The 26,233-nt window shown below is 47.9% G+C and carries 15 protein-coding genes; 8 read left to right on the top strand and 7 right to left on the bottom strand.

Annotated features, from left to right (window positions below):
* Nucleotides 1-29: 29 nt before the first annotated feature.
* The 4 genes from ELAC_RS05275 to ELAC_RS05290 all read right to left on the bottom strand — a co-directional run bounded on the left by ELAC_RS05275 (nt 30) and on the right by ELAC_RS05290 (nt 5,306).
* Nucleotides 30-3,212 carry a hybrid sensor histidine kinase/response regulator gene (locus ELAC_RS05275; protein ID WP_098038244.1) on the bottom strand — a complete coding sequence of 1,061 codons (3,183 nt, stop codon included), beginning with the start codon at nt 3,210-3,212 and terminating at the stop codon, nt 30-32.
* Nucleotides 3,213-3,455: 243 nt separating this feature from the next.
* Nucleotides 3,456-4,046: a chemotaxis protein CheW gene (locus ELAC_RS05280; RefSeq protein WP_098038245.1), complete on the bottom strand. Its 591-nt coding sequence runs from the start codon at nt 4,044-4,046 to the stop codon at nt 3,456-3,458.
* A 257-nt stretch (nt 4,047-4,303) separates the two neighbouring features.
* Nucleotides 4,304-4,765, bottom strand: coding sequence for a chemotaxis protein CheW (locus ELAC_RS05285; RefSeq protein WP_158227814.1), 462 nt, complete (start codon nt 4,763-4,765; stop codon nt 4,304-4,306).
* A gap of 352 nt (nt 4,766-5,117) precedes the next feature.
* Entirely contained in the window at nt 5,118-5,306 is a 189-nt protein-coding gene (locus ELAC_RS05290; protein WP_098038247.1) for a hypothetical protein, read from the bottom strand.
* A gap of 627 nt (nt 5,307-5,933) precedes the next feature.
* On the opposite strand from ELAC_RS05290, the gene ELAC_RS05300 reads away from it, so the two are divergent.
* The 8 genes from ELAC_RS05300 (at nt 5,934) to ELAC_RS05335 (ending at nt 19,317) form a co-directional block, all read left to right on the top strand.
* Nucleotides 5,934-7,190, top strand: coding sequence for a hydrolase (locus ELAC_RS05300; protein ID WP_098038249.1), 1,257 nt, complete (start codon nt 5,934-5,936; stop codon nt 7,188-7,190).
* A 150-nt stretch (nt 7,191-7,340) separates the two neighbouring features.
* The gene (locus ELAC_RS05305; RefSeq protein WP_098038250.1) at nt 7,341-8,726 is read left to right on the top strand and encodes an aminotransferase class III-fold pyridoxal phosphate-dependent enzyme; all 1,386 of its coding nucleotides are present in this window, start codon (nt 7,341-7,343) and stop codon (nt 8,724-8,726) included.
* 1 nt (nt 8,727) lies between these two features.
* Nucleotides 8,728-9,741 carry an arginine N-succinyltransferase gene (locus tag ELAC_RS05310; protein WP_098038251.1) on the top strand — a complete coding sequence of 338 codons (1,014 nt, stop codon included), beginning with the start codon at nt 8,728-8,730 and terminating at the stop codon, nt 9,739-9,741.
* Nucleotides 9,742-9,757: 16 nt separating this feature from the next.
* Nucleotides 9,758-11,233, top strand: coding sequence for a succinylglutamate-semialdehyde dehydrogenase (gene astD / locus ELAC_RS05315; RefSeq protein ID WP_158227815.1), 1,476 nt, complete (start codon nt 9,758-9,760; stop codon nt 11,231-11,233).
* Between the two features lie 31 nt (nt 11,234-11,264).
* Complete coding sequence (gene astB, locus ELAC_RS05320; protein WP_098038253.1) at nt 11,265-12,620, top strand: N-succinylarginine dihydrolase; 1,356 nt, start codon at nt 11,265-11,267, stop codon at nt 12,618-12,620.
* A gap of 394 nt (nt 12,621-13,014) precedes the next feature.
* Nucleotides 13,015-14,874 carry a sensor histidine kinase gene (locus ELAC_RS05325; RefSeq protein ID WP_098038254.1) on the top strand — a complete coding sequence of 620 codons (1,860 nt, stop codon included), beginning with the start codon at nt 13,015-13,017 and terminating at the stop codon, nt 14,872-14,874.
* Nucleotides 14,871-16,463, top strand: coding sequence for a response regulator (locus tag ELAC_RS05330; RefSeq protein ID WP_098038255.1), 1,593 nt, complete (start codon nt 14,871-14,873; stop codon nt 16,461-16,463). Before ELAC_RS05325 ends, ELAC_RS05330 begins: the two co-directional genes overlap by 4 nt.
* Nucleotides 16,423-19,317, top strand: coding sequence for an FAD-binding and (Fe-S)-binding domain-containing protein (locus tag ELAC_RS05335; protein WP_098038256.1), 2,895 nt, complete (start codon nt 16,423-16,425; stop codon nt 19,315-19,317). The genes ELAC_RS05330 and ELAC_RS05335 overlap by 41 nt, the downstream gene beginning before the upstream one ends.
* 16 nt (nt 19,318-19,333) lie before the next feature.
* Here ELAC_RS05335 and ELAC_RS05340 read toward each other — a convergent pair whose 3' ends face one another.
* The 3 genes from ELAC_RS05340 to ELAC_RS05350 all read right to left on the bottom strand — a co-directional run bounded on the left by ELAC_RS05340 (nt 19,334) and on the right by ELAC_RS05350 (nt 26,204).
* A complete protein-coding gene (locus ELAC_RS05340) occupies nt 19,334-21,748 on the bottom strand; it encodes a hypothetical protein (protein WP_098038257.1) in 2,415 nt (804 codons plus the stop codon).
* A 141-nt stretch (nt 21,749-21,889) separates the two neighbouring features.
* Nucleotides 21,890-24,253: a hypothetical protein gene (locus tag ELAC_RS05345; RefSeq protein ID WP_098038258.1), complete on the bottom strand. Its 2,364-nt coding sequence runs from the start codon at nt 24,251-24,253 to the stop codon at nt 21,890-21,892.
* 580 nt (nt 24,254-24,833) lie between these two features.
* A complete protein-coding gene (locus ELAC_RS05350) occupies nt 24,834-26,204 on the bottom strand; it encodes a hypothetical protein (RefSeq protein WP_098038259.1) in 1,371 nt (456 codons plus the stop codon).
* Nucleotides 26,205-26,233: the final 29 nt, after the last annotated feature.

The following is a 26,233-nucleotide window of genomic DNA, read 5'->3' on the forward strand; positions in this document are numbered from 1 at the left end:
TTCGGTATAGTTCAAGTTTCCAAACTTCTCTAGCACACATCATTAGGTACCTTGAGCACCGCTTTAACAGCATCGACAAAGACCCGATCCTGGAACTGGCTTTTCGAAAAAAAGTGATCGACCTTCAGAGGTTTCATCGCCTCAGAAAACCCGCCTTCATCTTTATAGCTCAGCAAAATGACAGGAAGCTCCGACTCTTTAAACTCCCCTCTTATCTTATGGATTAATTCTATTCCACTCATTTCAGGCATATCGATATCGCTGATCAAAAGGTCATACTTCTCTTGATTTACCTTCCTTAATCCCTCTTGGCCATTCTCAGCTTGATCGACTACAAACCCTTCTGTGGAAAGAAGATGTGTTAAAACACGGCGCACGATTGCCGAGTCATCGACAATCAAGATACGTTTTTTTCCGACGGGGTCTTTTTGTTGCAATGGCGGTAATCGCGCCCCGAGGGGACTTTCTGCAATCTGCCGCTCAATTACTATTTTTATGCCTTCCGTATCTAAAATAAGCAGAGGATAGCCGTCCTCCATGAAAGAACCCGCGCTTATGGCATCCATCTTACCAATTTTTTTGTCCAATTCGTGGATCGCGATCTCTTTCTCTCCCAAAAAAACATCTACCTGAATTCCATAATCGCTAATACCGTCGCTCAACATCACGACAGGAATTCTTGCCAAGGGCGGTTCCGTACGCCGCAATCGAAGAATTGACAGCCCGTCAAACAGCGCCACATTTTTGCCGCCATCCTTAAAATATTCTCTGCCTTCAACTGTGAACAGATCCTCTTTTTCGACGTAGAGTACTTTTTTAATCCTAGCCAGGGGGAAAGCATACGGTTCTTTGTCAATCAGGACTAAAAGAGCTCTAATGATCGAAAGGGTGAGCGGGAGGATCATCTCAAAGAGAGCTCCTCCGGCATCCTTGACCACCACTCTTCCGCCCAACTGCTCGACAGTGCTCTGTACAACATTCAGGCCTATTCCCCTGCCGGAAATTTCCGTGACCTCCTTGGAAGTGGAAAATCCTGGATGAAACAGGTATTTGAGAACATCCTTGTCATCCATCTTTCCAAGAATCGATTCGTGAGCCAGCTTCTTTTCGATGATCGCTTTCTTGATCTGATCTAAATCGATCCCGCTTCCGTCGTCATAAACCGAAATGACAAGCGCCCCATCCCTGTGCGTTGCCTCCACCTTGACAAGACCTGTTTCGCATTTACCCCTCAGGGCCCGCTCTTGAGTTGATTCAATTCCATGGTCGATAGCGTTCCTGACAAGGTGCGTCAAAGGAGATTCCAACTTTTCCAAAATCTCTCTATCCACTAACGTGTTCTTGCCTACAATTTGCAAATCAGCTTTCTTCGAGAGTTGCTTGCAAAGATCGCGGATCAGACGGGGTAAAAACTCCGTACCCTCCGAGAACGGACGCATCCTGCTCTCAACCATCTCCTGGTAGAATTTACTCGAGAGGGCTTCAGATGCCCTCGCAAACCTGTCAAATTCCTGCATAAGCTTAGAAATATCGTGGGAGAGAGACTTACCTTGCGCAAGAAGTGAATCGGCCACCGCAATGGATTCCTCTTTTTTTCCCGACCCTATCTTTTCCTTGATGCGGGAGAGGTCCATTGTCACTTTCAGAGCTTTCGTTTTCATTCTTCCCAAGCTTCTTTCAAAGAGGTCAAGTGATTTTGCCTCGACTAAAAATTCACCGGCCAGTCCCATCAGGTGGTTGATGTGGGGAAGAGAGACCCTAAGAAAACGACTCTCCTCCTTGACAGCCTCCATCGGGAGCAAGAGCGTCTCTACTAATGCTTTTTTCACCTCAGCAGGAGGTTCGGGAGTGGCACTCTTCCGGACGAGGACCTTTCTCCCCTCTTGCGGTAGCGGGGATGAGATGTCTCTAATCAGAGTGCAGTGAGCAAAAGCTGCGGACAACTCACGCAGCAGCTGGTCGATCCGGGTCTTGTTTTCCATCAGCCAAGAATCCAAGTGTCCTGACTCAACTTTTGATATGACATGCAAAATATCGACCGCTTTAAGCAGAACATCGATTGCTTCCGGAATGATGACCCCCTCTCCTTTTTGCACAAGGGAGAAGAGGTCTTCCATGGAATGCGCCAGTCGTGTGAGCGCGTGGAAGCCCACCGCTTTGGATGCTCCTTTCAGTGAGTGGGAGGCACGCATCAGCTTGGATGCCGTTTTAGTATCGTCCGGATTTTTTTCAAGAGTCAGGAGATCTCCCTCGAAATCTTTGATCTGATCTCTTAATTCTGTAAGAAATAAGGCGACAAACCTCTGGTCCTTCTCGTCAAGATCTTGAGAGGCAAAAGATTCACCCTCCTCCGGAAGCTCCTCTTTGGGATAAGGCAGGGGATGTCTGCCTTTCAGGTCTTCGTAGTAAATAAATTGCGTCGCTTCATTGGAGATGGCTAAAATGATGTTGATGCAAGTCTCAACATTCGATTTTTTTTTAATGAGCCAAGACTGACATGTTTCAGAGCTCTCGCCCGCTAGCCCGAATAAAAATTCAACGATCTCCTGGATAAGGTCGAAATGTCCCCGAGTCCACCCCAGGAGCTTTTTACGCACAGCGAAAAAACAGAGGTTGAGAGACCTTCCGGCCTCAACGACGATTTGAATCCCCTTCGTTTTCCCAAGATCCCGGATCTCCGCTGCTAACTCCTCAAGCAAGGTTACCCTTTCCAAATCTTCAAAATTGCTTTCGCAAAAACTGAGATGCTGCTTGAACCTGTCCGTAAGCTCTTTCAGCCGGTAAAAAAAAAGTTCTCCGCTCGGCGTACGCTTATCCAAGGCACCTTCGACGGAAACAGGAGCTGATGGGCCTTTAGGGCTCATCATTTTTTCTAGGGCGCTTATCTTAGGTACCAACTCTTGGATGGCGTCGAGAAGTTCTTCTTCATTCTTCTTCAGTACAGGCTCGATGATAGCGAGAAACTCTTGAATTGCCTCTTTGACCGCCCCTCGCGTTTCCGGTGAAACCGAGTTGACTTCCTTCTCCAGCCAGCCGGCAGCGCTCTTAATCGTATCGATTTTAAGTAAACTAGCCGCTCCCTTCATCGAATGAAAGGCCCTGGAAATTTCACCGGCGGATCTCTGTTCCGAAAGTTTATCAAGCTCGCTCTTAATGAGCTCGACCTGCTCCCGCAACTCCTTTTGAAAAAGAGCCAGTACTTCTAATTGCATAAACGAAACCCAAACGCTAAAACGATTCCCTCTCAACAGACTGCTAAGGGATTGATTTTTTCCGATTTTGCAGGCTATACCGAATATATTATCCCGCTACCGCACACTCCCCGATAAAGCATCAAAACGCTTTAGAAAATATCGATGAAATGCCAATCCGTTAACAGTCTCTTATACCTAACCAAACATAAAAGTAGAGTGTTTTAAAGCCCCTAACTTCCACACCCTCCCGGTATAGCACGCCTACTTTGCGGACAACTTTTCCGAGAGAGCATAAAACAAGAGCTCCTCCTCGAGTATAGAAACCCTTTTCCCTTCGACTTCCACCAAGGCCTTAATCAGGTTTCCATGGGATTTGGCGATATTGACAGGGACGTTCTCCAAATTTTTCTGCGCGATACTAACCACTCCAAAAATTTCATCGACTTTGATCACCCACTCCTTGCGGTCTTGAGAAATTAAAATCATTAAACCATCGCCCGACTCCTTGTTTTCCCGGTATCTGCCATGAAGCAGGATCTCCAGGTCGGCTATCGGCTTCAAATCGCCGCGAACACTCACAACCCCTTTGATGGGACTTCCCTCCGGCGTTGGCATGCGATGGGAAGGCTTTGCCTCCATGACCAGCCCCACTCCCCTAGCATCCAATCCAAACCATTGCTGCTGAATGCGAAATATCAACACCTTCAAAATAAAAGGAACGTCCTCCTCTTTTTTTCTGGTGAGTTCAATCCACTCGTTGGCATATCCCGGCGGGTATGCTCTGTCGAGCAGCCTGTTGACATCGGACACTTTGTTGCTGTTTGGAAAAAACTGATTGGAACTCTCGGACATTACAAACCTCTATCTTACTGCCGGCCTCTAAGAGGTAGTCTCTTAACGGATTCGAATCCCCTCGCCATATACCGAAAGTGCCTCAAAAGTTCGCATGAGGGTTTTAAGAAGCTCCTATGCCAAATTTTAGACAATTTCGGTGAAGATCTCCCGGTTAAGCCACTCCCTATCCTTTAACTCGCTCAAATACTCTTTAAGCGCTATTTAGCCAAAAGACTCCTGCATCGATTAGATGGGCCGACACTTTCAAATAAGCATTATCTTGGCGCTGAACTTCTTGCGTAGATCTGGTGGCTAAACGCCTCAAAAAATCGCGGTACATCGATTAATTGAATGACTGTTGATCCCTGCAATACGCCAGGATGGATATACGAAAGCGGGCCGTGGTCTTCGGACTGACTGATGATAAAGGGAGAGGACGTCTCCAGGATCTCGGTCGCTTTTTCGCCTAAGATCCCAAGGCAAGGTCCTCGCTTCTCGAAAGGTGTACTTCTGACTAAAGCTATACGGGCATGCATCCGATCAGGACAAGCTTCCCCTCCAATGATACGACAAAGGTCAATGACTGTTACGGGCTCACCTTCGAACTCTAAAATCCCCTTCACAAAGTTAGGGAGATGAGCAACCGAGTTCACGCCGACCATCGGCACTACAAGCTCAATGTAAGAAGCCTCGATGGCAAAATACTCTCCCCCTGCGGAAAAAACAAAATAGAGCATGAAGCCCATCCCCCTTGTTTATACCGATTTATTGCGCGTGTCATTGAACGGAAATTCGATCTATCGAACACATCCACATTTCGTAAAACGCCTACAAAGCCTGTACTAAAACTCAACCATATATGCTTTGCTGTCGATTTGGGCGACATACCGAAAGCGTCTCTGCAGTGGGTATGGGGGCTTTAAGAGAACTTCGAGGAATTTAAATTTCTCGGCACTTAAAGTCCGTTTCAGCAGCAAAGAAGACGATTTCAGTTTAAGCACAAGCTCTAAGAGTTGAAATCACTCATTTTGAGTGCTTTCCCGATATTCCTTGATTTTCATCAACGAACAGAAGACGCCAAACCCGCGCCTACTTTTGCTTATCCACCAATGACTTGGCGCCTTTTAACAGATAGGATACCAGGCCAGGATCTCCCTCGTAGCTCATCTCAACCTGCATTTGCCCCAGCTGATCGGCGCTATCGCATGTAATCAATACATAACACGCATGCTTGCCATCTAAAATCACCTTATAGTCTTCGTGAACATCCAATGCCATTTTCTATATCACTTCCCCAGTCGTTGTTTTTATTGATGCTCAATTAGGACACATCATCAATGAGCATACCGAAAGGACCTCGAAATTTGGATTTAGCTTTGATATAGCTCCCAAGATCGCAAGTCGCCTAATATTAAATATGGAACAACTTTTCATCATGGAGAGCGTTATTAAAGCCAAATCCAAATTTCGAGGTCCTTTCGGTATGCTCATTGATGATGTGTCCTAATTGAGCATCAATAAAAACAACGACTGGGGAAAGGTACGTTCGATGCTGATTTGAATTTGCGAACAATCTCAGGATTTTTCGGTTCAGTCTTGCGGCCTCTTGTGATCGGTAGCGGAAAGCTCCTTTTCGATAATCTCAAATCAACATAACCGAGTCGATTTTTAAAACTGTAAATAAACCATTTACGCCAAATCCAGTGGTAAACGGCAGGACACGAACCTACGGACTCATGTATCAGGATTCGGCAATGAAATGTCAAGCGCGATCAGCAAAAAGAGGAGCTTGATCGGAATGAGGCAATTTGTTTTGATCGAGCAAGATAGGGAAAAATCGTCAACAAAAGAATAAATGTTTGTAAGGGTCTGTGAGCGGTATCGCAGACAAAATTGGGGCGCCTCATGATCCATCTTTCCTCCCTCTCGTTTCTTGAAAAAGAAAAACGATCCATGGTTGCGCTTACTAAAAAATTGGCCCTCATCAACAGCTTTTCAAACAATACCAAAGGGATAAAATCCGTTCAGGATATCCTGATGCACGAGGCAAAATCGCTCGGGTGCAAAGCGGTATTCATCAAAACAGCGGACGAAGCAGGCTTCGATTTAAACGGATACCCATACAAAAAAAAGAGCGGAGACATCCTCAAGCTTACCATGAGGCCAAACGCTCCTTTTCAGTGCCTCCTCATGGGACATGCCGACACGGTTTATCCGCCAGACTCCCCTTTTCAAACATGCCGGATAGAAAGCGACCGACTGCACGGGCCCGGAGTCGCTGACATGAAAGGAGGATTGGCCGTACTTCTTAAAACCTTGGAAGCGATCGAGAGGAGCCCTAATCGACAATCCATAGGGTGGACTGTTCTTATTAACGGTGACGAAGAGACTGGTTCAAGCGCAAGCCGCCGCTTTATTGAGAAAGAAGCCTTTGGCAAGGCATGCGCGTTGGTTTTTGAACCATCCAAAGAAAACGGCGCCTTCATCAAGTCGCGACCCGCTTCGGCAAATTATCTATTTGTCGCCAGGGGCAAAGGAGCCCATGCCGGCAGGGATTTTTACCAAGGCGTCAATGCCATTGCGCCCCTAATGCGACTCGCCCTGGATTTGTCGTCCTTGACTTCGAAGAAGAAAAAAATACAGGTAAATATCGCCAAACTGGTAGGTGGAAGCGAATTCAACGTGGTGCCCGACCGGGGTTCTCTCTCCATCAATATCAGGGCTTTTGGATCTAAGAGCTGGAATCTTGCCAAAGAACAAACGCAAGCGGCCTTTTCCAGACACAAGAGGGCCCATCCGGATCTGGAAATGCACCTGCTCTCGGAAAGACCTTCCAAAGAGTTCGATAAGCTTCAAAAACCTCTTTTTGACACGCTAAATAAAAGCGGAGCTCTCTTGGGAATTCCGATCAATTTGACAGAAAGCGGCGGTGTCACGGACGGCAACCTGATATCCGCAGTGGGCGTTCCTTGCATCGACTCCTTCGGGGTGATCGGAAGCGGCTTGCACACAGTGCACGAAGAAGCCCATATCGCCAGCTTTACCGAAAGGGCAAAACTGGCCGCTCTGACTATACTGATGTATGCCGACGCATTTTACAAAAGACGGACAAGGAGCCTGTCTATACCGAAAGCCTATCAAAAATTGGCATGGGGGCTTTGAGAAAGCCTCGGGACTGAAAGGTTGCAAGTCACCTCATTTTCCACTATTAGGTGACTTGCAATCTGTCAATCCTTTAGAGACCATTCACAAACTGAAATCGCATGATTTTTTTGCGGACGGCCTCTTTAAAAAAATAGGATCAAACACCTTATGGATCATCCATTACCCAAAGAGCTTAAAGCGGCCGATTTTTTCAATGACGAGAGGGTCAAAAAAGCAAAGTCACTTTTGCTTGAAGCGCTTGCCGACAAACAAAAAGAGATTTCCTCGATCCAACCGGCCCTGCCAGAGCTGAAAATTCCCTACGAACAGCTGATACAGGCGTTCGGAAATTTAAGGGGCACCCCTCTCTTTTACCCTTACATAGGAAGCGGAATCGGCAGAGGCCCGCTCGTAGAATTGATGGATGGCAGCATCAAGTATGATTTTATCAGTGGAATCGGCGTTCACTTTTTAGGACACAGCAACGCAGACATCGTCGCGTCCAGCATCGATTCGGCGATATCGAATACAGTGATGCAAGGCCCGCTGCAGCAAAATATCGACTCACTTGAGCTAATCAAACTCCTGACGGAAGCTTCCAGTTTCGACTGCTGCTTCCTTACCACATCGGGAGCGATGGCCAACGAAAACGCTCTGAAGCTCGCATTTCATAAGTCATACCCTGCCTCCAGAATTTTGGCCTTCGACCACTCGTTCTCCGGAAGAACACTCGCGCTCGCGCAGGTCACAGACAAGCCTGCTTACAGAAAAGGGCTACCGAAGACTGTAGATGTCGACTACATCCCGTTCTACGACTACAGGTTGGGTGACGAGAGCATTGAAAGGGCGGCAAATGCCCTCAGGATGTATCTGAAAAGATATCCAAAACAGCATGCAGCCATGATTTTTGAGTTGATCCAGGGCGAAGGGGGATTTTACCCGGGCACAAAACTATTTTTTACAACTCTGATGGAAATTCTGAAGGAGAGCAATATCGTAATTATTGCCGACGAGGTGCAGACGTTTGGAAGAACGAGCAAGCTCTTTTGTTTTCAGCACTTCGAGCTTGACCGTTTCGTCGATATTGCCACGATCGGTAAACTATCACACTCCTGTGCAACCCTCTTCCGGAAGGGCCTGATCCCTGAAAAGGGGCTGCTGTCTCAAACATTTTCCTCCAGCACTGTTTCGATCAAAGCCTCCTCGGTGATTATCAAGTCACTATTGGAAGGTGAGTATTTCGGCGAGCAAGGCAAAAACATGCTGCTGGAGCGTCATTTTCACAATAAACTACAGGCTCTCAGCTCCAGATGGCCAGATCTCATCCGAGGCCCCTTCGGAATGGGAGCAATGGTAGCTTTTACCCCTTATGACGGAACCTATGAGAAGACATTTGATCTGGCAAAGCGCCTTTTCGACAAAGGAGTGATTTGCTTTATTGCCGGCGAAAACCCCACTCGCATCCGATTCTTGCTACCGGCAGGAGCCATCACGACAGAGGACATTGACGTTGTCAGCGACATCATCGAGAAAGCCCTTGTTGAAGGGAAGTGACATGTATTTATTCAGACAAATCGAAGAGAAAGACATCGACGAAGTGTATCAGATGGCGCTTGAAGCGCACTCCGGAGTGACAAGCTTGCCCAAAAACCGGGATCTGATCAAAAAGAAGATAGAGATGTCCCTCTCTTCGTTTGATTCCATTAACCACAAAAAGCAGGAAAACTCACTTTTTCTTTTCGTGCTCGAAAACAAAGAGTCCCAGGAACTGATCGGAGTCAGCGGAATTAAATCAGGAGGAGGTCGGGAAGCACCTCTGCACCACTACACCCTGCAAGAAGAGGTACGTGATCACCCCTCGATGCTTTCTCAAGCAAAAAAAACGACGAGAATCTTAATTCCTGAGAGGTCGAGAGCCCCTTACAGCGAACTATGCTCCCTTTTTTTAAAACGTAAAGAGCGAAAATCAGGTATCGGGCGTCTTCTTTCCCTAGCCCGTTTTCTATTCATCAAAGAGCACCCCGGTCTATTTGAAAGAGAGATCAAAGCATCGCTCAGGGGGGTGTTTGACGAGAGGGACCTTTCACCCTTCTATGAAAACGTAGGCCGAAAGTTTGTCGACATTGAATACGATAAATTTGTCGACTTAGTCCGGCAAGACCCCTCCCTGATTCTAGCAGCCATTCCCTCGTTTCCCCTCACAATCGAACTTTTGGCTCCCGAAGCTAGAAATGCAATAGGAGTCCCCCATCAAAATACCGTACCTGCAAAACACATGCTGGAGGCGCAAGGTCTAGTATTTGACAATGAAGTCGACCTGTTAGACGCAGGCCCTATTCTGAAAGGAAATTTGCACTCCACAAGGCCTTGGATCCATGCAAAAAAAGGCTCAATTGCCGAAATAACACCCACTTCTAAGGGAAAAAAAATCATTATCGCAAGTTCTCACATGACTTTCAGGGCAATCCTTCATGTAGCTGAAGCTCAAGATGAGGTTCACATCGGAAAGAAAACGCTGGAACTTCTCCAAGCAGAGCCCGGCGAACAATTCCTTTCATTTGAATTATAAACCAGTGACGTGCTGCATGAAAAACGATTTAAACACACTTTGGATTGATGGAATATGGATGCAGGGAGACGGCCCACCACTCCGAACCTCCTCTCCCGTGGATGGTCAGAGCCTCTATGAAAAAAACGAGGCTTCGGCTCAGCAGGTGGCTTCGGCAGCCCGCTCTGCAAAAGCGGCATTTGACAACTATCGCACGACAACTCTGGAAGAGAGGATGCGACTAATCCACCTTTTTAAGGAGGCGTTGATCGCCAATCGGGAGACCATGGCCTCTACGATATCCACTGAAACGGGCAAGCCCCTCTGGGAAGCCCTTCAAGAAACCGATTCAATGATCGACAAAGTCTCCATCTCGAAGAGCGCTTTCCGTAAGAGATGCCGAGTTGAAGAGTCTTACCAGGGAACTAATCCGGTGAGAATTCACTATAAACCGGTGGGAGCCTTAGCGGTCCTCGGCCCGTTTAACTTTCCCGGCCACCTGCCGAATGGCCACATTATCCCCGCTCTATTGGCGGGCAACACCGTGGTCTTTAAACCGAGTGAAAAGACGCCTCTGACAGGAGAGCTCTACGCCAGACTAATGCAGCAGGCTGGCTTTCCACCTGGTGTCTTTAACATGGTGCAAGGAGGCAAAGAAGCGGGAAAAGCCCTTGCTACATCCAGCGAGCTGGACGGACTGCTCTTCACCGGCAGCCGGGACACCGGCAAGGCACTTTCAAAACTCTTTGGAGCCTTTCCGGAAAAATTATTGGCGCTGGAAATGGGAGGAAACAACCCCCTTGTCATCGATGAAATAGAGGACTTGAACTTCGCCTGTTATATCGCCATCCAGTCCGCCTTCATCAGCGCCGGACAACGCTGCTCTTGCGCGAGAAGACTAATCTTAATCGACTCCCCCTTTGCAACGAAGTTTCTTTCCCAATTCATAGAAAGCACTAAGCGCCTTCAAATTGGATCTCCCCTTTCAAGCCCCGAACCCTTCATGGGACCGCTGATCTCTCCCGATGCGATGCATCATCTTTTTAATACACAAGAAGAGCTGCTGCAAAGGGGCGCTATCTCTCTTTTGAGGTCAGGGAGAGTCGGCGACAGAGGGAATTTTGTGTCACCCGGCGTCATCGACTGCACCGGCCTGCAAAGTATCCCCGATGAAGAGGTGTTCGGCCCATTCCTCAAAGTAATCCGTGTCAAAGACTTCGATCAAGCGGTCGAAGAGGCAGAAAAAACGCGCTACGGCCTTACCGCTTCTCTCGTCAGCTCTAGCCGCCACCGTTATGAATTCTTTCAAAAAAAGGTTAGGGCAGGCATTGTAAACTGGAATGCCCCCTCTACGGGAGCCAGCAGCAAAGGACCTTTCGGAGGCCTTAAAGACAGCGGCAACCACCGCGCTTCCGCATTCTTTGCGGCCGATTATTGCTCTTCCCCTGTCGCATCCATCGAGACAGCAGAAGTTAAAATGCCGGCAAAGCTTCCTCCGGGAATGGCTTTATAACCCCTGATTACTGTCTATAAGGAGATTTTCCGTGAAGGATGATTACTACGAAGCCAATTTTGACGGGATCGTAGGGCCCACGCACAACTACAGCGGGTTGGCGATAGGCAATGTCCCCTCCATGAAAAACAAAAGCCTTGCGTCCAATCCAAAGCAGGCCGCTCTGCAGGGGCTTTACAAAATGAAGAGGTTAAGCGAGCTCGGTGTTATCCAGGGAGTTTTACCCCCCCATGAGAGGCCCTATGTTCCCCTTTTGAGGAATATAGGCTATAGAGGCACAGATCGGGAAGTTTTAACGGCTGCCTACAAAAATCAGCCTGAGCTTTACATCAATCTATGTTCTGCTTCCAGCATGTGGGCAGCAAACGCTGCTGTAATCACTCCTTCAATTGATACCGAAGACAATCTGACCCATATCACACCAGCCAATCTCTTCTCGGAACTCCACCGCTCCATCGAAGCGGAAACAACTTCGTTAATCCTTCAGCGCATATTCAGCAGTCCCCTCTACTTTGCCCACCACCCCCCTTTGCCTGCAAACCCTCAGTTTGCCAACGAAGGAGCTGCCAACCATTGTCCTTTTTATAGAAAATGCGGGGAGGCCGGCATCCATCTTTTTGTCTATGGAAAGTCAGCCTTTGGCAGAGGCGGACTTGTTCCCGAACGCTTTCCGGCAAGAGAAACGGAAGAGGCTGTCACAAGCATCGCCAGAAGGCACCGCATATTCCCGGGACGTGCTTTTTTTGTGCAGCAGAGCCCGCGGGCAATTGATCTTGGGGTTTTTCACAACGATGTCATCTCGGTTTCCAACCAAAATTTCTTTCTGTACCACGAACACTCTTTTGTCAGCACGAAAACTATCATAGAAGAGATCTCAAAAGCCTTTGAAAAGATCACGACAACGCCATTGATAACTTACATGGTAAAGAGTGAAGATCTTACAATAGAAGAAGCTGTAGAAACTTATCTCTTCAACTCTCAAATAGTCACCATAGACGATGGGATGATGGCAATCATCGCTCCAGTGGAGTGTCAAGCGAACCCCCGGGCTAAAACACTCCTTGAAAAATTAGTGAAGAGCGACAAAAATCCCATCAAAAATATCCACTACGTGAACTTGCGCGAAAGCATGCAAAATGGTGGAGGCCCTGCCTGCTTAAGGCTACGCATCCCCTTGAAAAAACAGGAGATCGACAGCATCACCTCCGATGTATTTTTGACCGAAAAACTCTACCTGCGTCTGATCACCTGGGTTGAGAGGCACTACAGGGATAAGTTGATGCCAAAAGATTTGCAAGATCCCAAGCTCTATGAAGAGTCGCGACAGGCTCTTGATGAACTCACCAAAATTTTAGGATTAGGATCTATCTACTCCTTTCAAAAATAGTAAGTTATGACCCTCTCCTAAAACTCCGCAGAAAACAGTCTTGTGAGGACACCGGATTGGATGCCGGGGCTTTCTCAAAGCCCTCATGCCAAGTTTTGTGATACTTTCGGTATAAATCCTTTAAGAGCCTGTCTTAATTGGAACCCTCCTTCTGTTTTCTATAGACAATCCTCCCTCAAGGGTATATATCAGATTTTGGAAACTCCCTAAGTTATGCTCAAAGCATCTTAGAATTTGGGATTTTGGTTTTGGAAAAATGTAGGGATCAAAAATTGCAACTCGTTTCATATTTCTAATATTAGGTGACTTGCAATCTTGGGACCCTTTCTCGCTGCCAAAAATAAATTTTAAGACACTTTCGGTATATGCGCACTTATCAAAACAAGAATGAGCGATGATGGACGAGAATAAACCCTTAGGAAAAGACCTGTTTGGTGCGCCATCAGAAAAACAGCCACCGCCCCTCCAGGAGAAAAAGATACCGATTCCTCCCAATCCTGCGATCAAGGAAAAAGTCTCGTTCACCTTCTCTTGGATTGCAATCATCATACGAGGTATCGTCGGCTCTCTCATATCATGGTTTGTCTTCACGCAAGCGCACCGGATCGAAGACGAAAACACAATGGGTCGCTTTCTGGTTCTATCCAGCAGCACCGATAGGGTTATCCAAATCCACATCAATCAGTTGATCCACGGCCTAGAGACGATCGCCACCCTCCACACATACGAATCAGGCATCGATCATTTGGCTGTGCAAAGAATCATCGAAACTAAGATGAAAAACAGCCCGTTTGTCAAAAAAATTGCCTGGATGCAAACAAGCTCTCCTTCCATCACTGCGATGCCGAGAGGGCTTTTAGAGCTTTTAAACAAAGCCATCGATGAAAGGAGCTTACAATCGGTTGCAATTGAAAACGAGACGGCTCCCGGCGACATTCCCGACTCTTCCGTGCACCTCTTTGTTCCGGGAATAAAAAATGGAGTGGCCTCCGGCGCTGTTTGGGCAGAAATAGATCTTGGAGAGCTTGTCAAAAACAGCCTCGATCCAGAGCAAAAAGATGCTATGAACATTTTTGTTTTTGAACGAGAACAAAATCAAAGCAAGCTGCTCTACTTCTTCAACGCAGAGCCGGTAAAAAAAATCAAATTGAGCGACAAGAGGGAAAGCTTGGAACTTGGTGCCTTTCAGAGCGACAAATTCATCCACTTCGGCAAGCTAAGCATGAATGTGACGTTCAGCGCCTCCGAGCCCTACACCGTTTACACCTGGCAAGCGGCGATCGCTGCAGGCATCGGGATGTTCATTACCTCCTTCATCGTCGTCACTGCCTGGATCTTGCTGGAGATCGAAAAGCGGCAATTCGGCCACGTTTTGCATGAAGAGCATGTGCAGGAGATGGAGGGAACTGTAGATCAATTGGAAACAGCCAAAAACCGATTGGTTGCCCAAGAAAACCTAGCTTCATTAGGCGGCCTCACCGCCGGAATTGCCCATGAGATCAAAAACCCCCTCAATTTCATCAACAACTTCTCCATGCTTTCCATTGATCTTGTGGGTGAAATTGAAAAGTGCCTGGAGTCCCACAAGGACAAGCTCGCTCCTGATGACAAAGAGAATATGCAGGAAGTGATCAAAACATTGGCTGACAATATCAACACGATTCATGAACAGGGAAAAAAGGCGGATAACACCATTCAGCGCATGCTGGCACACTCCCGCGGCAAGCCCGGAGAGTGGATCAAGACAGATATCCATAAAATCCTGGATGAATACATCAATTTCTCCTTCCATGGCATGCGCGCCAAAAACCCGACATTTAAGTGCCGGATTGATAAAGAATTCGACGAATCGGTAAAAGACATTGAGTGCGTGCAAAATGATATCTGCCGCGTCTTTTTGAATCTGCTAAATAACGCATTTCAGGCAGTTGAAGAAAAGCAAAAAAAGGGCGATCCCGGATATGAGCCCCAAATATTTGTGAAGACAAAGAACGTCGGTAATTACCTCCGGATACGCATCCGTGACAACGGACTTGGAATCGGAGAGGAGAACCAGTCGAAAATATTCACTCCGTTTTTTACCACCAAACCCACGGGAGTTGGGACGGGGCTTGGACTTTCGCTCAGTTATAACATTATCGTCAGAGAGCATGGAGGCTCTTTGACATTTGACACAAAAGATAATGAATTCTGCGAGTTCATTATCACAATACCGCTTCAGCCTAAAAAAGAAAGAGAGGTCTTGACAGCATGAAAATCTTAGTCGTGGATGATGAAAAAGCAACAGAATCCCTGTTCACCCAACGGTTCAAAGAAGAGATCAAGCAGGGGTTGTTTGAGTTTTCATTTGCCTCCTCGGGAGAAGAGGCCCTAGATAAACTATCACACCAAGACAGTACCAATGCCACCCTCATCCTCTCCGATATCAATATGCCAGGCATATCGGGGCTGCAGCTTTTGAAATCCTTAAAAAACCTCTATCCCGAAATGCCGGTGATGATGGTGACCGCTTATGGAGATGAAGCCAACCACATGAAGGCGATGGCATACAAAGCGGACGGCTTTATCAACAAGCCCATCGATTTTGCCGCGCTGAAAGATAAGATCATTAAGTACGGCCCCGACAAGGAGAGTAAGGGCAGGCACGTCCCTCAGTCTTCAGTCATCCCCAATAAAATTCTCGTCGTCGATGACGAACCGGCGCTGGAAGCGCTGATCAGGCAGAAATTCAGACAACAGATAAAAAACAACGAGATGGAGTTCCATTTCGCCTCAAACGGCGTGGAGGCTTTAAAATTCATCGAACAAGACCCTGACATCGGCATCATCTTAACGGATATCAACATGCCTGAGATGGACGGACTGACTTTCCTCTCCAAGCTGAAGGAGAAAAAAAGACTGTTCCGCTCGATTGTCATCTCCGCTTATGGCGACATGGAAAATATCCGCGCCGCCATGAACCTCGGAGCGTCCGATTTCATCACCAAACCAATCGATCTTAAAGACCTTGCCACAACGTTAGAAAAGATCACCGACCAGTACAACTTTTTGAAAGAGGGAGCGATCGCCCAGAACCGCATCATCGAGTATAAAAAGGAACTGGAGATCGCAAGCTATATCCAGCAAACTTTCATTCCACACAACTTCAACCCCTATCCGGGCAACAAATCCGTTGAAATTTTCGGTAAAATGTTCCCGGCAAAAGAGGTAAGCGGTGATTTTTTCGACTTTTTTCCGATCACAGCGGAAAGGCTCGGATTTGTGATCGCCGATGTGTCAGGCAAAGGAGTGCCGGCAGCCCTCTTCATGGTGATGAGCAAAACCCTTCTGCGATCGACAGCGCTGACAAATCCTTCCCCCAAATCCTGCGTTCAGCAAGTCAGCCACTACCTCTGCTACAATAACGAATCGATGATGTTCGTAACCTCCTTTTATGGTGTTTTAAACATCAAAACCGGAGAAGTCGTCTATTGCGATGCCGGCCACCATCCGCCCTACATCTTGTCGGCAGATGGCAATCTTCAGCAGATCCCCAAAGATGGCGGAATCGCCTTGGGAATTATCGATGATCTAGAGAGGGAGCACTCGCTTTACGTCGAAAAGAAAATACAGTTGCAGAAAGGGGATTCCATCATCCTTTTCACGGACGGCGTCACCGAAGCGATCAATAAAAAGGGTGAGATCTATCCAAAAGAGAGACTCGAAAATCTGATAAGAAGACATGCGCGGCAAGACTTCTCGCTCTTGGTCAGCAACCTAAAAAATGACCTGACCGATTTCTCAGAAGGCCAGGGACAATACGATGATATCACCCTTCTTTGCATCAGGTGGAAGGGGGAGTAAAATCGGCAGTCAGGACTTTATCCACGACTTAAAAAACGCCGTCGCAGGGTTGGTGAAAAGCGATGCTGCAACGCGTATAGTCTACAGCCAGGACGCTTCCATTTTCGAAATCGAACCGATCGCTGTCTTTCAGCCCATCCACAGCGAGGATATCAAAGCTGCACTAAAGGTCGCAAAAGAACATGGAGTGCCCATCATTGCGCGTGGGGCCGCAACAGGAATTACCGGAGGGTGCTTAGGAAGGGGTCTCGTCATCGACTTGACAAGGCATTTAAACCGCATCCTTGATGTCAACTGCGAGGAGGGGTATGCGATCGTCGAGCCGGGGGTAATCCAAGATGACCTCAACAAGCACCTCGAACCCTTCGGCCTAAGACTCGGGCCTGAGACCTCGACCGGAAACCGGGCTACCGTGGGGGGGATGCTGGCAAACAACGCTGCCGGCTCCGAATCCCTTCGATTCGGCTGCATGGCAGACCACATTTTGGAAGTGGAAACCCTTCTTGCCGATGCGACATCTATCGTGCTAAAGCAGATGCCCTACCCCAGTTTACCCGAGCACTCCCCTCCCCTGCTTTCAAAAATTGCCAAGGTTCGCTCCTCGTATGAAGCCGATATTCACTCAAGCTATCCAAAACTGCCCAGAATTTCCTCCGGGTACCGCCTGGATGCCCTGACAGATTCCTTAGATAGTATCAACCTGGCCAAACTTTTTGCCGGCTCCGAAGGAACGCTGGGCATTGCCACCAAGCTTAAAGTCAAAGTCGTTCCGCGCATTAAAAACAAAGCCATGATTCTGGCCGAATTCACCACCCTGAAGCAGGCGATGAAAGCAGTACCGCTGATCTTAAAGGACGCACCCTTCTCATTGGAATTGATCGACGACAAAATCATAGATTCGGCAAAAAAAAGCAGGTACTTAAAAAGAGCGATGCCGCTGATTTCAAACCCGAAAGCAGTGCTCGCCATACAGTTTGACCACGAAGACCCTGATCTGTTAAGGGAACTCATCGAAGAGGTTGCCTACCGTCTACGGATCTCCCTAGATGATACGCATCTGTCGACAGTCTACGATCCAAGAGATATCCAGGCGGTGCTCGATACCAGAAAAGCGGGCTTGGGACTCCTTTTATCCAAGCGTGATTACTCACGCGCTGTCGCCTTTATAGAGGATCTTTCGGTTCCGCCGGCAAAACTTCCCGGCTTTATCGAGGATTTTTTAAATTTAATGTCATCCCATAATAAAGACGCGGGAATTTATGGCCATGCCGGCGCCGGCTGCCTTCACATCAGGCCTTATGTCGATCTGCGCCACAAAACAGAGCGGATGACTATGTTCAAAATGATGGAAGAGACCCTTCAGCTGATCAAAAGGCATGGAGGGGTTTTAAGCGGCGAGCATGGAGACGGTTTGATCCGCACTTCTTTCAACAAAGAACTCTTTGGAAAACAGATCTACCAGGCATTTGTCGAAGTCAAGAAGGCTTTCGATCCTGGTAACATCCTGAATCCCGGCAAAGTAGTCGGCGACTTAAGTCCACTCGAACATTTAAGACGTTATCCCGATCAAGACCTACCTTTCGAGCCTTTTTTCGACTTCTCAAAAGAAGGTGGATTCGATCTCTCCATCGATCTATGCAACGGCAACGGACTCTGCAGAAAGAAAGAGGGTGTGATGTGTCCGTCATTTCAGGCGACTAGGGATGAATATGATACTACCCGTGCGCGCGCGGAAATATTGCGAGCCTGGATCAGCGGCGGAAAGGGATTTAAAGTCAGCGACGAGGACGTCCTTCAAGTTTTAGATCTTTGCCTGATGTGTAAAGGGTGCAAAAAAGAGTGCCCCTCGCAGGTGGATATGGCGAAGATTAAAGCCGAAGTTCTCTACCAAAATCAACACAAGATGGGAACCGGCATAAGGAGCTTCCTGTTTGGACACATGGGACTTTTCCTCTATGGGGCATCCATGTTATGGCCTCTTCCTCAACTACTTCAGGGATCATCTTTGGAGCGCCGCTTCAAGAAAATGATGGGGATTGCGGAGGAAAGAAGCTTACCTCTGCCCGCTTTAAGGCCTTTCACTGAGCTCTTCAGAGCGAAAAAGCCACGAGGCGACGCGGCCAAAGTCATCTTGTTTAACGACACGTTCAATCAGTACCTATCGCCTCATATAGGTCTTAAGGCAGCCTCGTTTCTCGAAGCCCACGGGTTTTCAGTGGTGTCTCCCCCCTATAGATGCTGCGGAAGAACATTTATCTCTAAGGGAATGCTTAATGAAGCGCTCGGCACGGCCATACGGCTGGTCAAAACATTTTACCCTTATGCACAAAAAGGAATCCCCATCATCGGAATTGAACCAAGCTGCATCCTGACGCTCCGGGATGAAATCCCCTCTCTCATTCAGAAGCAAAGACCGGATCTCTCCCCTGAAGCTGCCGCCGTCGCAAAAGCTGCTATGACCTTTGAGGAGTTTCTGTACGGCTACCTGAAGGAAGGGGGAACCATTCTCTGCAAAGAACCGGAAAAAGAGGTCGATGTTCTCTTGCATACGCACTGTCACGACACAGCCGAGACCGGAAGAGAACCAGCCAGGTCCATTTTAAAAGCGGTTCCTTTTATAAAAGTGCAGGAGGCAGAGGAGGGGTGCTGCGGGATGGCCGGCTCTTTCGGTTATGAAGAGGAGCATTTCGATCTTTCCATGAAGATCGGCGAGCTTAAACTTTTGCCGGCTGTGCGGCGTTTTACAGACAGTGGAGTCGTAGTATCCAATGGAACGTCTTGCCGCAGCCAGATTCAATTCGGCACAAAAAAAGAAGCTCTGCACATGGCAGAGCTTCTTCACCGTTATCTTTAGCCTTTTTTACCTAAAGTTAGCACTGGAAATGGTTCCAGCCGGTGTCGAAATCGGCCAGATTCTCATCACAGTTCCTTGCCCAGAAACGCTGATGATGACCCACTAAAGCTTTAGCTTCCATGTCAAGCCCCTCTTCTCTTTCGGTCAGCTTCGGGGTAATCGCGTAGAAAGAAAGCGCCTGAGAGTTGAAGAGATAAAGCTTCTCTTTTGTCTTCGGGCCGTATGTGTAGTAAGATTTGAAATCTTTCTTATCTTTCCTGAGCACCTGTCCACTGACGAAAACGTTGACTTCGATGCCGAAAGCATTGGCAAACACTTCCAGCTCAAGCTCGTTGTAATCATCACGCAGTCTCTTAGCCTGGGTCGGCTTCAAACCGGGATCTTGACCTCTCAGCCATTTGCAGTACTGGTCGGTTGTCCAACCTTCTGTCATCACCGTTTTACCGGGTAGGCGTTTTCTCGTGCGCTCCATGATTTTTTGCGACCACTTCACGCTGTTTTTCTCGATGCAACCGGCCATTGCCTGCCTGATTCTAAGCGGGCTGATTTCGGCCTTATTTCCAGCGCCCTGAAGAAGGGAGATGCTTAGCGATGAGAAGAGACATCCGTGATCTAGGTTACCGCCTTCATTGATATCTAAGTGAATGACGCGGAAGAACTTCTTGATCTCTTCGAGCGCTTTGCTGGAGTCTGCCGGCAGAGTCAGGGTTTTGCTCTTGTCGTCAATCGACTCGTGTAAAAGCTGCGATCCTCTCTTGGAAAGGCCGGTCAAGATCCTGTGGGACTTAAGCAGCGTCGAGCGGATTTCCTGATTCAGCCACGGCTTGCTCACATTGGACCAATCCACCGATTTCGCCTCTTGATCTAAGCTGTCAAGAGTTGCCACGTTGTCTGTCGCAAAATGGTTCAGTTTCGTAGTAAAGAGGCCATGGTATCTATCCATCAGGGCCAAAGCGATCTCTTCGATCAGCTCATTGGCGATCAGAAGATCCTTATTGACTCCCTCCAGATCAAGAGGCTCTGTCAAAAGAGGTTTCAGAAGAAGCTTCTCCAGCGTCTTCATCTCTTCGAACTCATCCTCATAGCGGGCCAGAATCCATTTAGCAGCGAGCGGGTCGATGCCTCTTGGGAATTTGGATGGATCGGATGGCGACCAGCCGTCTCTGTTCTTATAGAGAATCACATCTTTCGACCCGTCCGGTGCTTCAGCTCTATAGGCAATTGATGGGTCTACCTGGAGCGAGCCGCCTTTGCCGTCTTCATTAAGAATAACGTGAGGGACTAATGTACAGTCAGCGGTTACGCCTGCTGCATCAAGCATCAGGAAAACCATATGCTTAAAGATTGCCAGCTGATATTGCTTGGCCGCTTCAGAAGCTTCGGCAAGCTGATAGCTCTTGTTAAAACGGATCTCGCCCTCGTCGGCTTTCTGCAGAAGATTGAGCATTGCCCAATCCGCAGCGGATCCAAGCAGATCTTCCATCGTGGATTTGCCATTCAACCACTTGCCTTGTTCGGATGGGATGGTGTCTTGAATGGGCACTCCCCACTGATTTTTTTGGATTATCCCACCAACGACTCTGGTCTTCTTCTTATCTTTGTACTTTCCACTGATATTGATATCGTCGCCTTCGCGCTTCTTATAAAGAGGCTCAACATAGCCGAGCTTTTTGGATATCGAAGAGGTTAACGGATTGATATCGATGGAAACGTCATCATCAGCTGCACCTAAGAGATTAGCAATGTCGGCTTCCAGCTCCTCTCTCTCTGCGATGATCTGGCTAATCTGCTCTTGGGCTGAAGAGGCATTCGCTCTCAAGTTGCGCTGTTCTACAAGTCCTTGCAGCTGCTCGTTAAGCTGTCTTGCACGCTGTTCGATGCGGCCGTGCTCGGTGAAAAGATTCCTGATTCTGTCTTTCGCCGGCGCCGTTTCGTTTAGGCGGCTGGCCTGATAGGCTTCAAACTGCTTCAACTCGGTTGTTTCGCCATCAAGCACTTCCACTCTCGACTTTAAGAAAGCCAGCCACACAATCGATGCGATACCAAGAGTTACGATGTTCAAGAAAACAATTCCAATCAGCCTAAGAGCAGACAGGGCCGCGCTTTGCACCTGCTCTTCCTGATAGCCGACGTCACCGGGTTTAAGCTCAAAGTCATAGGCATTGATATTGGCCGCGATGTAGTCTTTAATGAGATGCTGGAGTATGTTCTGGCGATGAGCCTTCACAGCAAGCTCGAGAATGTGAGCGATCAGCTTACCACGGTTGAAACGTACAGCAGGATGGTCGTTGATGAAACTGTCCATCCCCTCTTTCCACACTCTTCCCTCAGGAGATTTAAAAAAGGCGGTGGGCGTGATCGCCAGGGAACCGATCTGAGCGGGTGTGTATATACCATACTCGTGATTGAATCGGGAAATAATGGTACTCATATTACCTCTTTAACTTTTCTATCTACTATATATTACTTCTATAACTGCTTAGAGAGTGCCCACAAACTGAAACTGACTTGAGTTTGGGGCGATCTCCATTGGGATGGCGGCTACCATTAAACCTTAAACCGCCCTATCCACTCAGAAACTGTTTGTCGGCGGCATTTTAAACGAATGCCAGCTACCGTATTCGATGCCATCGTTCTCACCCCAGTAGCTTTTGGCATAGTTCAATGCCCTCTTCAAATCCGACGGATCGTTAAACTTAGATGCCCTGACTTTCGGAAATAGAGCATACCAGGAGTGTCCGTTGCTGCAGAAGAGCGTTATCCTCTCTGGAGCGTTGATAGCGCCATAATGCCTCGTCGATGTGATGCGGCCATCCTTGACAGAATAAGCACCGCCATTACAGAACACCTCAACATGCAGGCCCAAAGCCCTGCAAAGCAACTCAATCTCCAAGTCGCCCATCTGATAATTGCTTCTGTTAGTGAGTCCATTTGCATGCCAGTCAATAGCCTTTCCTTTCAGGAAATCGGCGTAGATGTTCCAGGACCAGCCTATCTCATGTCCCTGTTTTGTCTCCGCATTGATGAACGTATACAAACGCTCTCCGGCGCCCGCCTCCAGATAGCTGGCGATGAAGTTCTTCAAACGCTGGGGACTGATGTCGCTTTTGGATTTGGCGCCCTGCAGCAATACACCCGCGAGAGCACTGAAAAGACATCCTTGGGAATTGATCCCCAAGTGCATCCACCAATACTGATCTGTCAACCCTTGCATATTGGAGAGGGTTTTAATCTGGCTGTTATCTGTATATTTCGTTAGGAGGCAATCTGAAATTTTATTCCAGACAGGTGCGATTTGCTGTCTTGTGCGCTCTAAGTCTGCGATCAAAGCTTCGTCCTCAAAGGCAAGGGGCAACTCAAGAGGATTCCAGCTCACGATCTTCTTCAACTCAGCTTCCTCGTCATCCTCTACAGTCTCCGCTTCAGCCTGCTTTGGCTCTTTGAAGTAGACATCGATGTCATCATCATTGAAGAAATCACCCCAGACATCATCCAAAGAGGACTGATATCTGCGCTGCAAAGCGCTGGCGATATCGGCTATGAGCAGTTCAGCATTCTTGATCGCCTCTGCACGCTGGTTCTTCTCGCCTTTCATAGCTTTTGCTTTCTTCAGGTCGTCGCTTTCATGCGGAGTCATCGGATCTAAGATGAGAGCTTCCAACGCAGATCTTGTTTCGGCATTCATACCATGCAGAAGATAGTAGGCCGAAACTGGATCAACTCCATTGGAGGGAGGATCAAGAGGAGGTGTCCAACCATCATGATGGCTGAAAATGACGTCCGAATCGCTCACCCAGTAAGGCTGCGAAGCGCTGACTTTCAGCCCGGATTCATTGAGGACGATAGAAATGTGGTCTTTTCCTGACTTCTTAACACCTGCATCCATCAGCATCTTATAGGCCATCCATTTATAGATGGCGCTGATCGCATCACCGTGTTTTTTATCGAAGACACCGCCGCCGATCTCGACAAAATCGCTGAGTAGCTTGGAGCTTTTGTTAAATTTGACTTTTCCCTGGCCATTTTTTTGAAGCAATTCGCGGGTAGCCAGGTCAAAATGGGCAGTGAGAAGCTCTTCCATGGTGCTGCAGCCATTCACTGCGGGTCTAGACCTTGGCTCGGCGGAGGTGATATCTGTTGCTTTGACAGTATAGAGCGGCTTTACCCATCCCTTTCTGGTTTCAGAACTATCCCCATTGGTCGCCATTTCAGAAGGTATCTCAACCTCGGCATCATCGGCATCAAAAGAACTTGCGACAGTATGGAAAAGCGATTTAGCCTCTACCAGCTTACTTTTCTCCTCATTCAATCTTTCAAGGAGATGAGGATCTGCTCCGGGAAGTGTTTCAAGCTGTACTGTGATCTGCTGGATATTGTTCTCGGCCTGAACTACCTGGACTTGTTGATGCTGCACTTGTCTTGCAGCTTCAGTCACTTGTCTCTTCAAGTTATGGACCTTTATTAAAGTTTCCGCGACAAAGCTCTCGTGTTTGGCCTTTTTGTCGGAGAGGTCTACTATTGCCTTTTGCTGCAGGTAGATCGAAGCGACTCCGTAGAGCCCCAAAGTGACGATGTTTAGGAAAATCTGCCCAATGACCTTCAAAATCGTGAGAGCGACGCTGCTGTTTTTATTGTTTCTGGCAGCTTCTGCATTATTGATAAAATGTACCCAGCGCGCGCTAGCTCCAAATTCCTGAATAGCCACTTGCGGGTGAGAAACTGTGGAATGCTTTCTTTGCATAAAAAGGGCAAGCTCAGCACGATTGGCCGGACAATCCATGTCAGGATTATCGCTGAAGTATTGGTGAAGGGCATTTTCCCAGGTGGGGTGTAGTTGCATGAAATCTTCCGGCGACTGCATGAGTGGATGATCATCCCTTGCCAACCCCTGAATCCAATTATCATTTTGGGAGTTTCCCACACCGAATAAATTCATATATTCCTCACTACAATTATAAAATATCTATAAAGAGAGCCAACTATAATAAAAAACGAGAATAATTTCAAATCAAAAAACACTCGTGACACAGCTTCTAAAAAAAGACAAGATATCAAAAATGAATTAAGATTTTATTAAGAGACCCGTTTAACTTTCCTCTTTTATATCCCACTGAAAACAAGCGGCTTTCATCAATTAAAAAACCATCGATTTCTAAGACTGTTAACAGCATTTTCGCCTGGCGATTTCCATCGAAATTATCTCATAATTTGGCAGGGGAGTTTTGAAAAATCCTTGGGATTGAAAGATTCTATGTTATTATTTGGTGACTTGTAATCTTTAAATCCTGGAGAGCTTTCTCCTGGCCAAAAACCAAATTTTAGAGGGAATTTCGGTATAGGGAGGGCTGAGTGCCGAAAGTGCGCCAATGCCGGCTTTGGACAAAAAGGGGTGGTTAGAAATTCAATTTATAAAGACAGAGAAAGAGAGAACACCTGCGAATTGTAACTGCTCTTCTTGACAGGATGAACGGATCGATTCCAAGGAACGGACTGCCTGAATCGGATCCAGATAAAATTTAACGAGCGACCGTATCTTGCTGGGACCGTGGGTCAGTCTTACGAATGATCGAGCTAACATTTTTTTTGTTAAACCCTTTGTACCCCTCGCGCCGCTGCAAATTTTCCAAGTGGCTGCCCAATGCCCCCATCTTTAGGAACCGCTCGCCTTCTTCCGAAGAGATCTTCCCCTCTTTGACGAGGCGTTTGACCCGATAGGGAGAAACCGGCCACATCTCCCCTCTGGTAAACGCCTGTTTTAGATAAGGGAAATTTGAGAAGGGATCCATCATGGCAACCCCGGCACCATGCAGATCGTCCTTCAATTTCTCAAAGAGAAACTGCGCTTCCAAGTGGTGCATACCGGCGGCGAGTATGGAGTCGCCATGCAACGCACACCAAAGACCAATGGTCCCCAGCTCTTCACGCTCCCTCAAACCGCCATGGGCAAAATCGATATCGAGCTCTTGCTCGTCTAAATCGACATCCAAAAAACAGACCAATTGCGCCCGCTCGTTTTCTACGACCTGCGCTCCCCAGCCGGCATCCTTCCCGGCGTAGAACCTCTCCCTGAGGTGAAAACCCAGCATTTCGAAGAGACGAACCAGTAGGTGAAAGCGTTGCCTCGATGAGCGGAATGTGTGGTGATCGTGATTGGCCCATCCCATACCGAGACTATCCTGACGGTTTTTCTGGAGCTGACCGGCCCTGTTTTTTGCTTGCCAAAACTTTCGCTCGCCTTCCAAGACAATCCAGGCGGCCATATCTTGCCCTACTTCACGAACGATCTCTTCCGCGAGGCGCAGTGTCAGGCGCATCGCTTCATCTTCATCATCCATTGCGCGTGGTCTTGTCATCCACTTTTCCAATGCCAGAAGGTATTTTTTAGCTGCCAAGGGCTCCTCCTCAATCGGCTCCATCGAGCCGGTTGACCGGCGTTCAACGACATAGAGGGAAACTTCATTGTCTGCAGAGGCAAGGCAGCGCCTGTACGGACTAAAAGGCGTTCCTTCGATGTGCCCGCCGACGCCACGGGTCATCAGATACTCGGCGATACTTTCTGCTTTGACAGCAACTCCGTCAATTGTTTGTGCGTGGTCTTTCAGCACGATTTTGGGAAGCTTAGCACCCGGATGGCCAAATACCCGGTAAGTCGGGCGGGCTTCCTCCTGCCTGAATCCGACGGCTTCCAGCTCCTTCTCAATCCCTTCTCTGTTGCCAATGGAAACGTGATCTAGAAAGTCGAACAGGAGGCAGCTTGTTTTATGCTGAAGCGCCGCATCAAGCTCCCTGATGTGATTGTTCTTTTCCATTGCCCCATCGAGAATATCCAAAAGCATTCTCTCGGCTTCGGGCTGGCAGACAAAATGAGCGGGATCTTGCTTGATCATCGGGAACTCTCCGGGCTTTTAAGCTATCT

Source organism: Estrella lausannensis (assembly GCF_900000175.1).
Taxonomy (GTDB): Bacteria; Chlamydiota; Chlamydiia; order Chlamydiales; family Criblamydiaceae; genus Estrella; species Estrella lausannensis.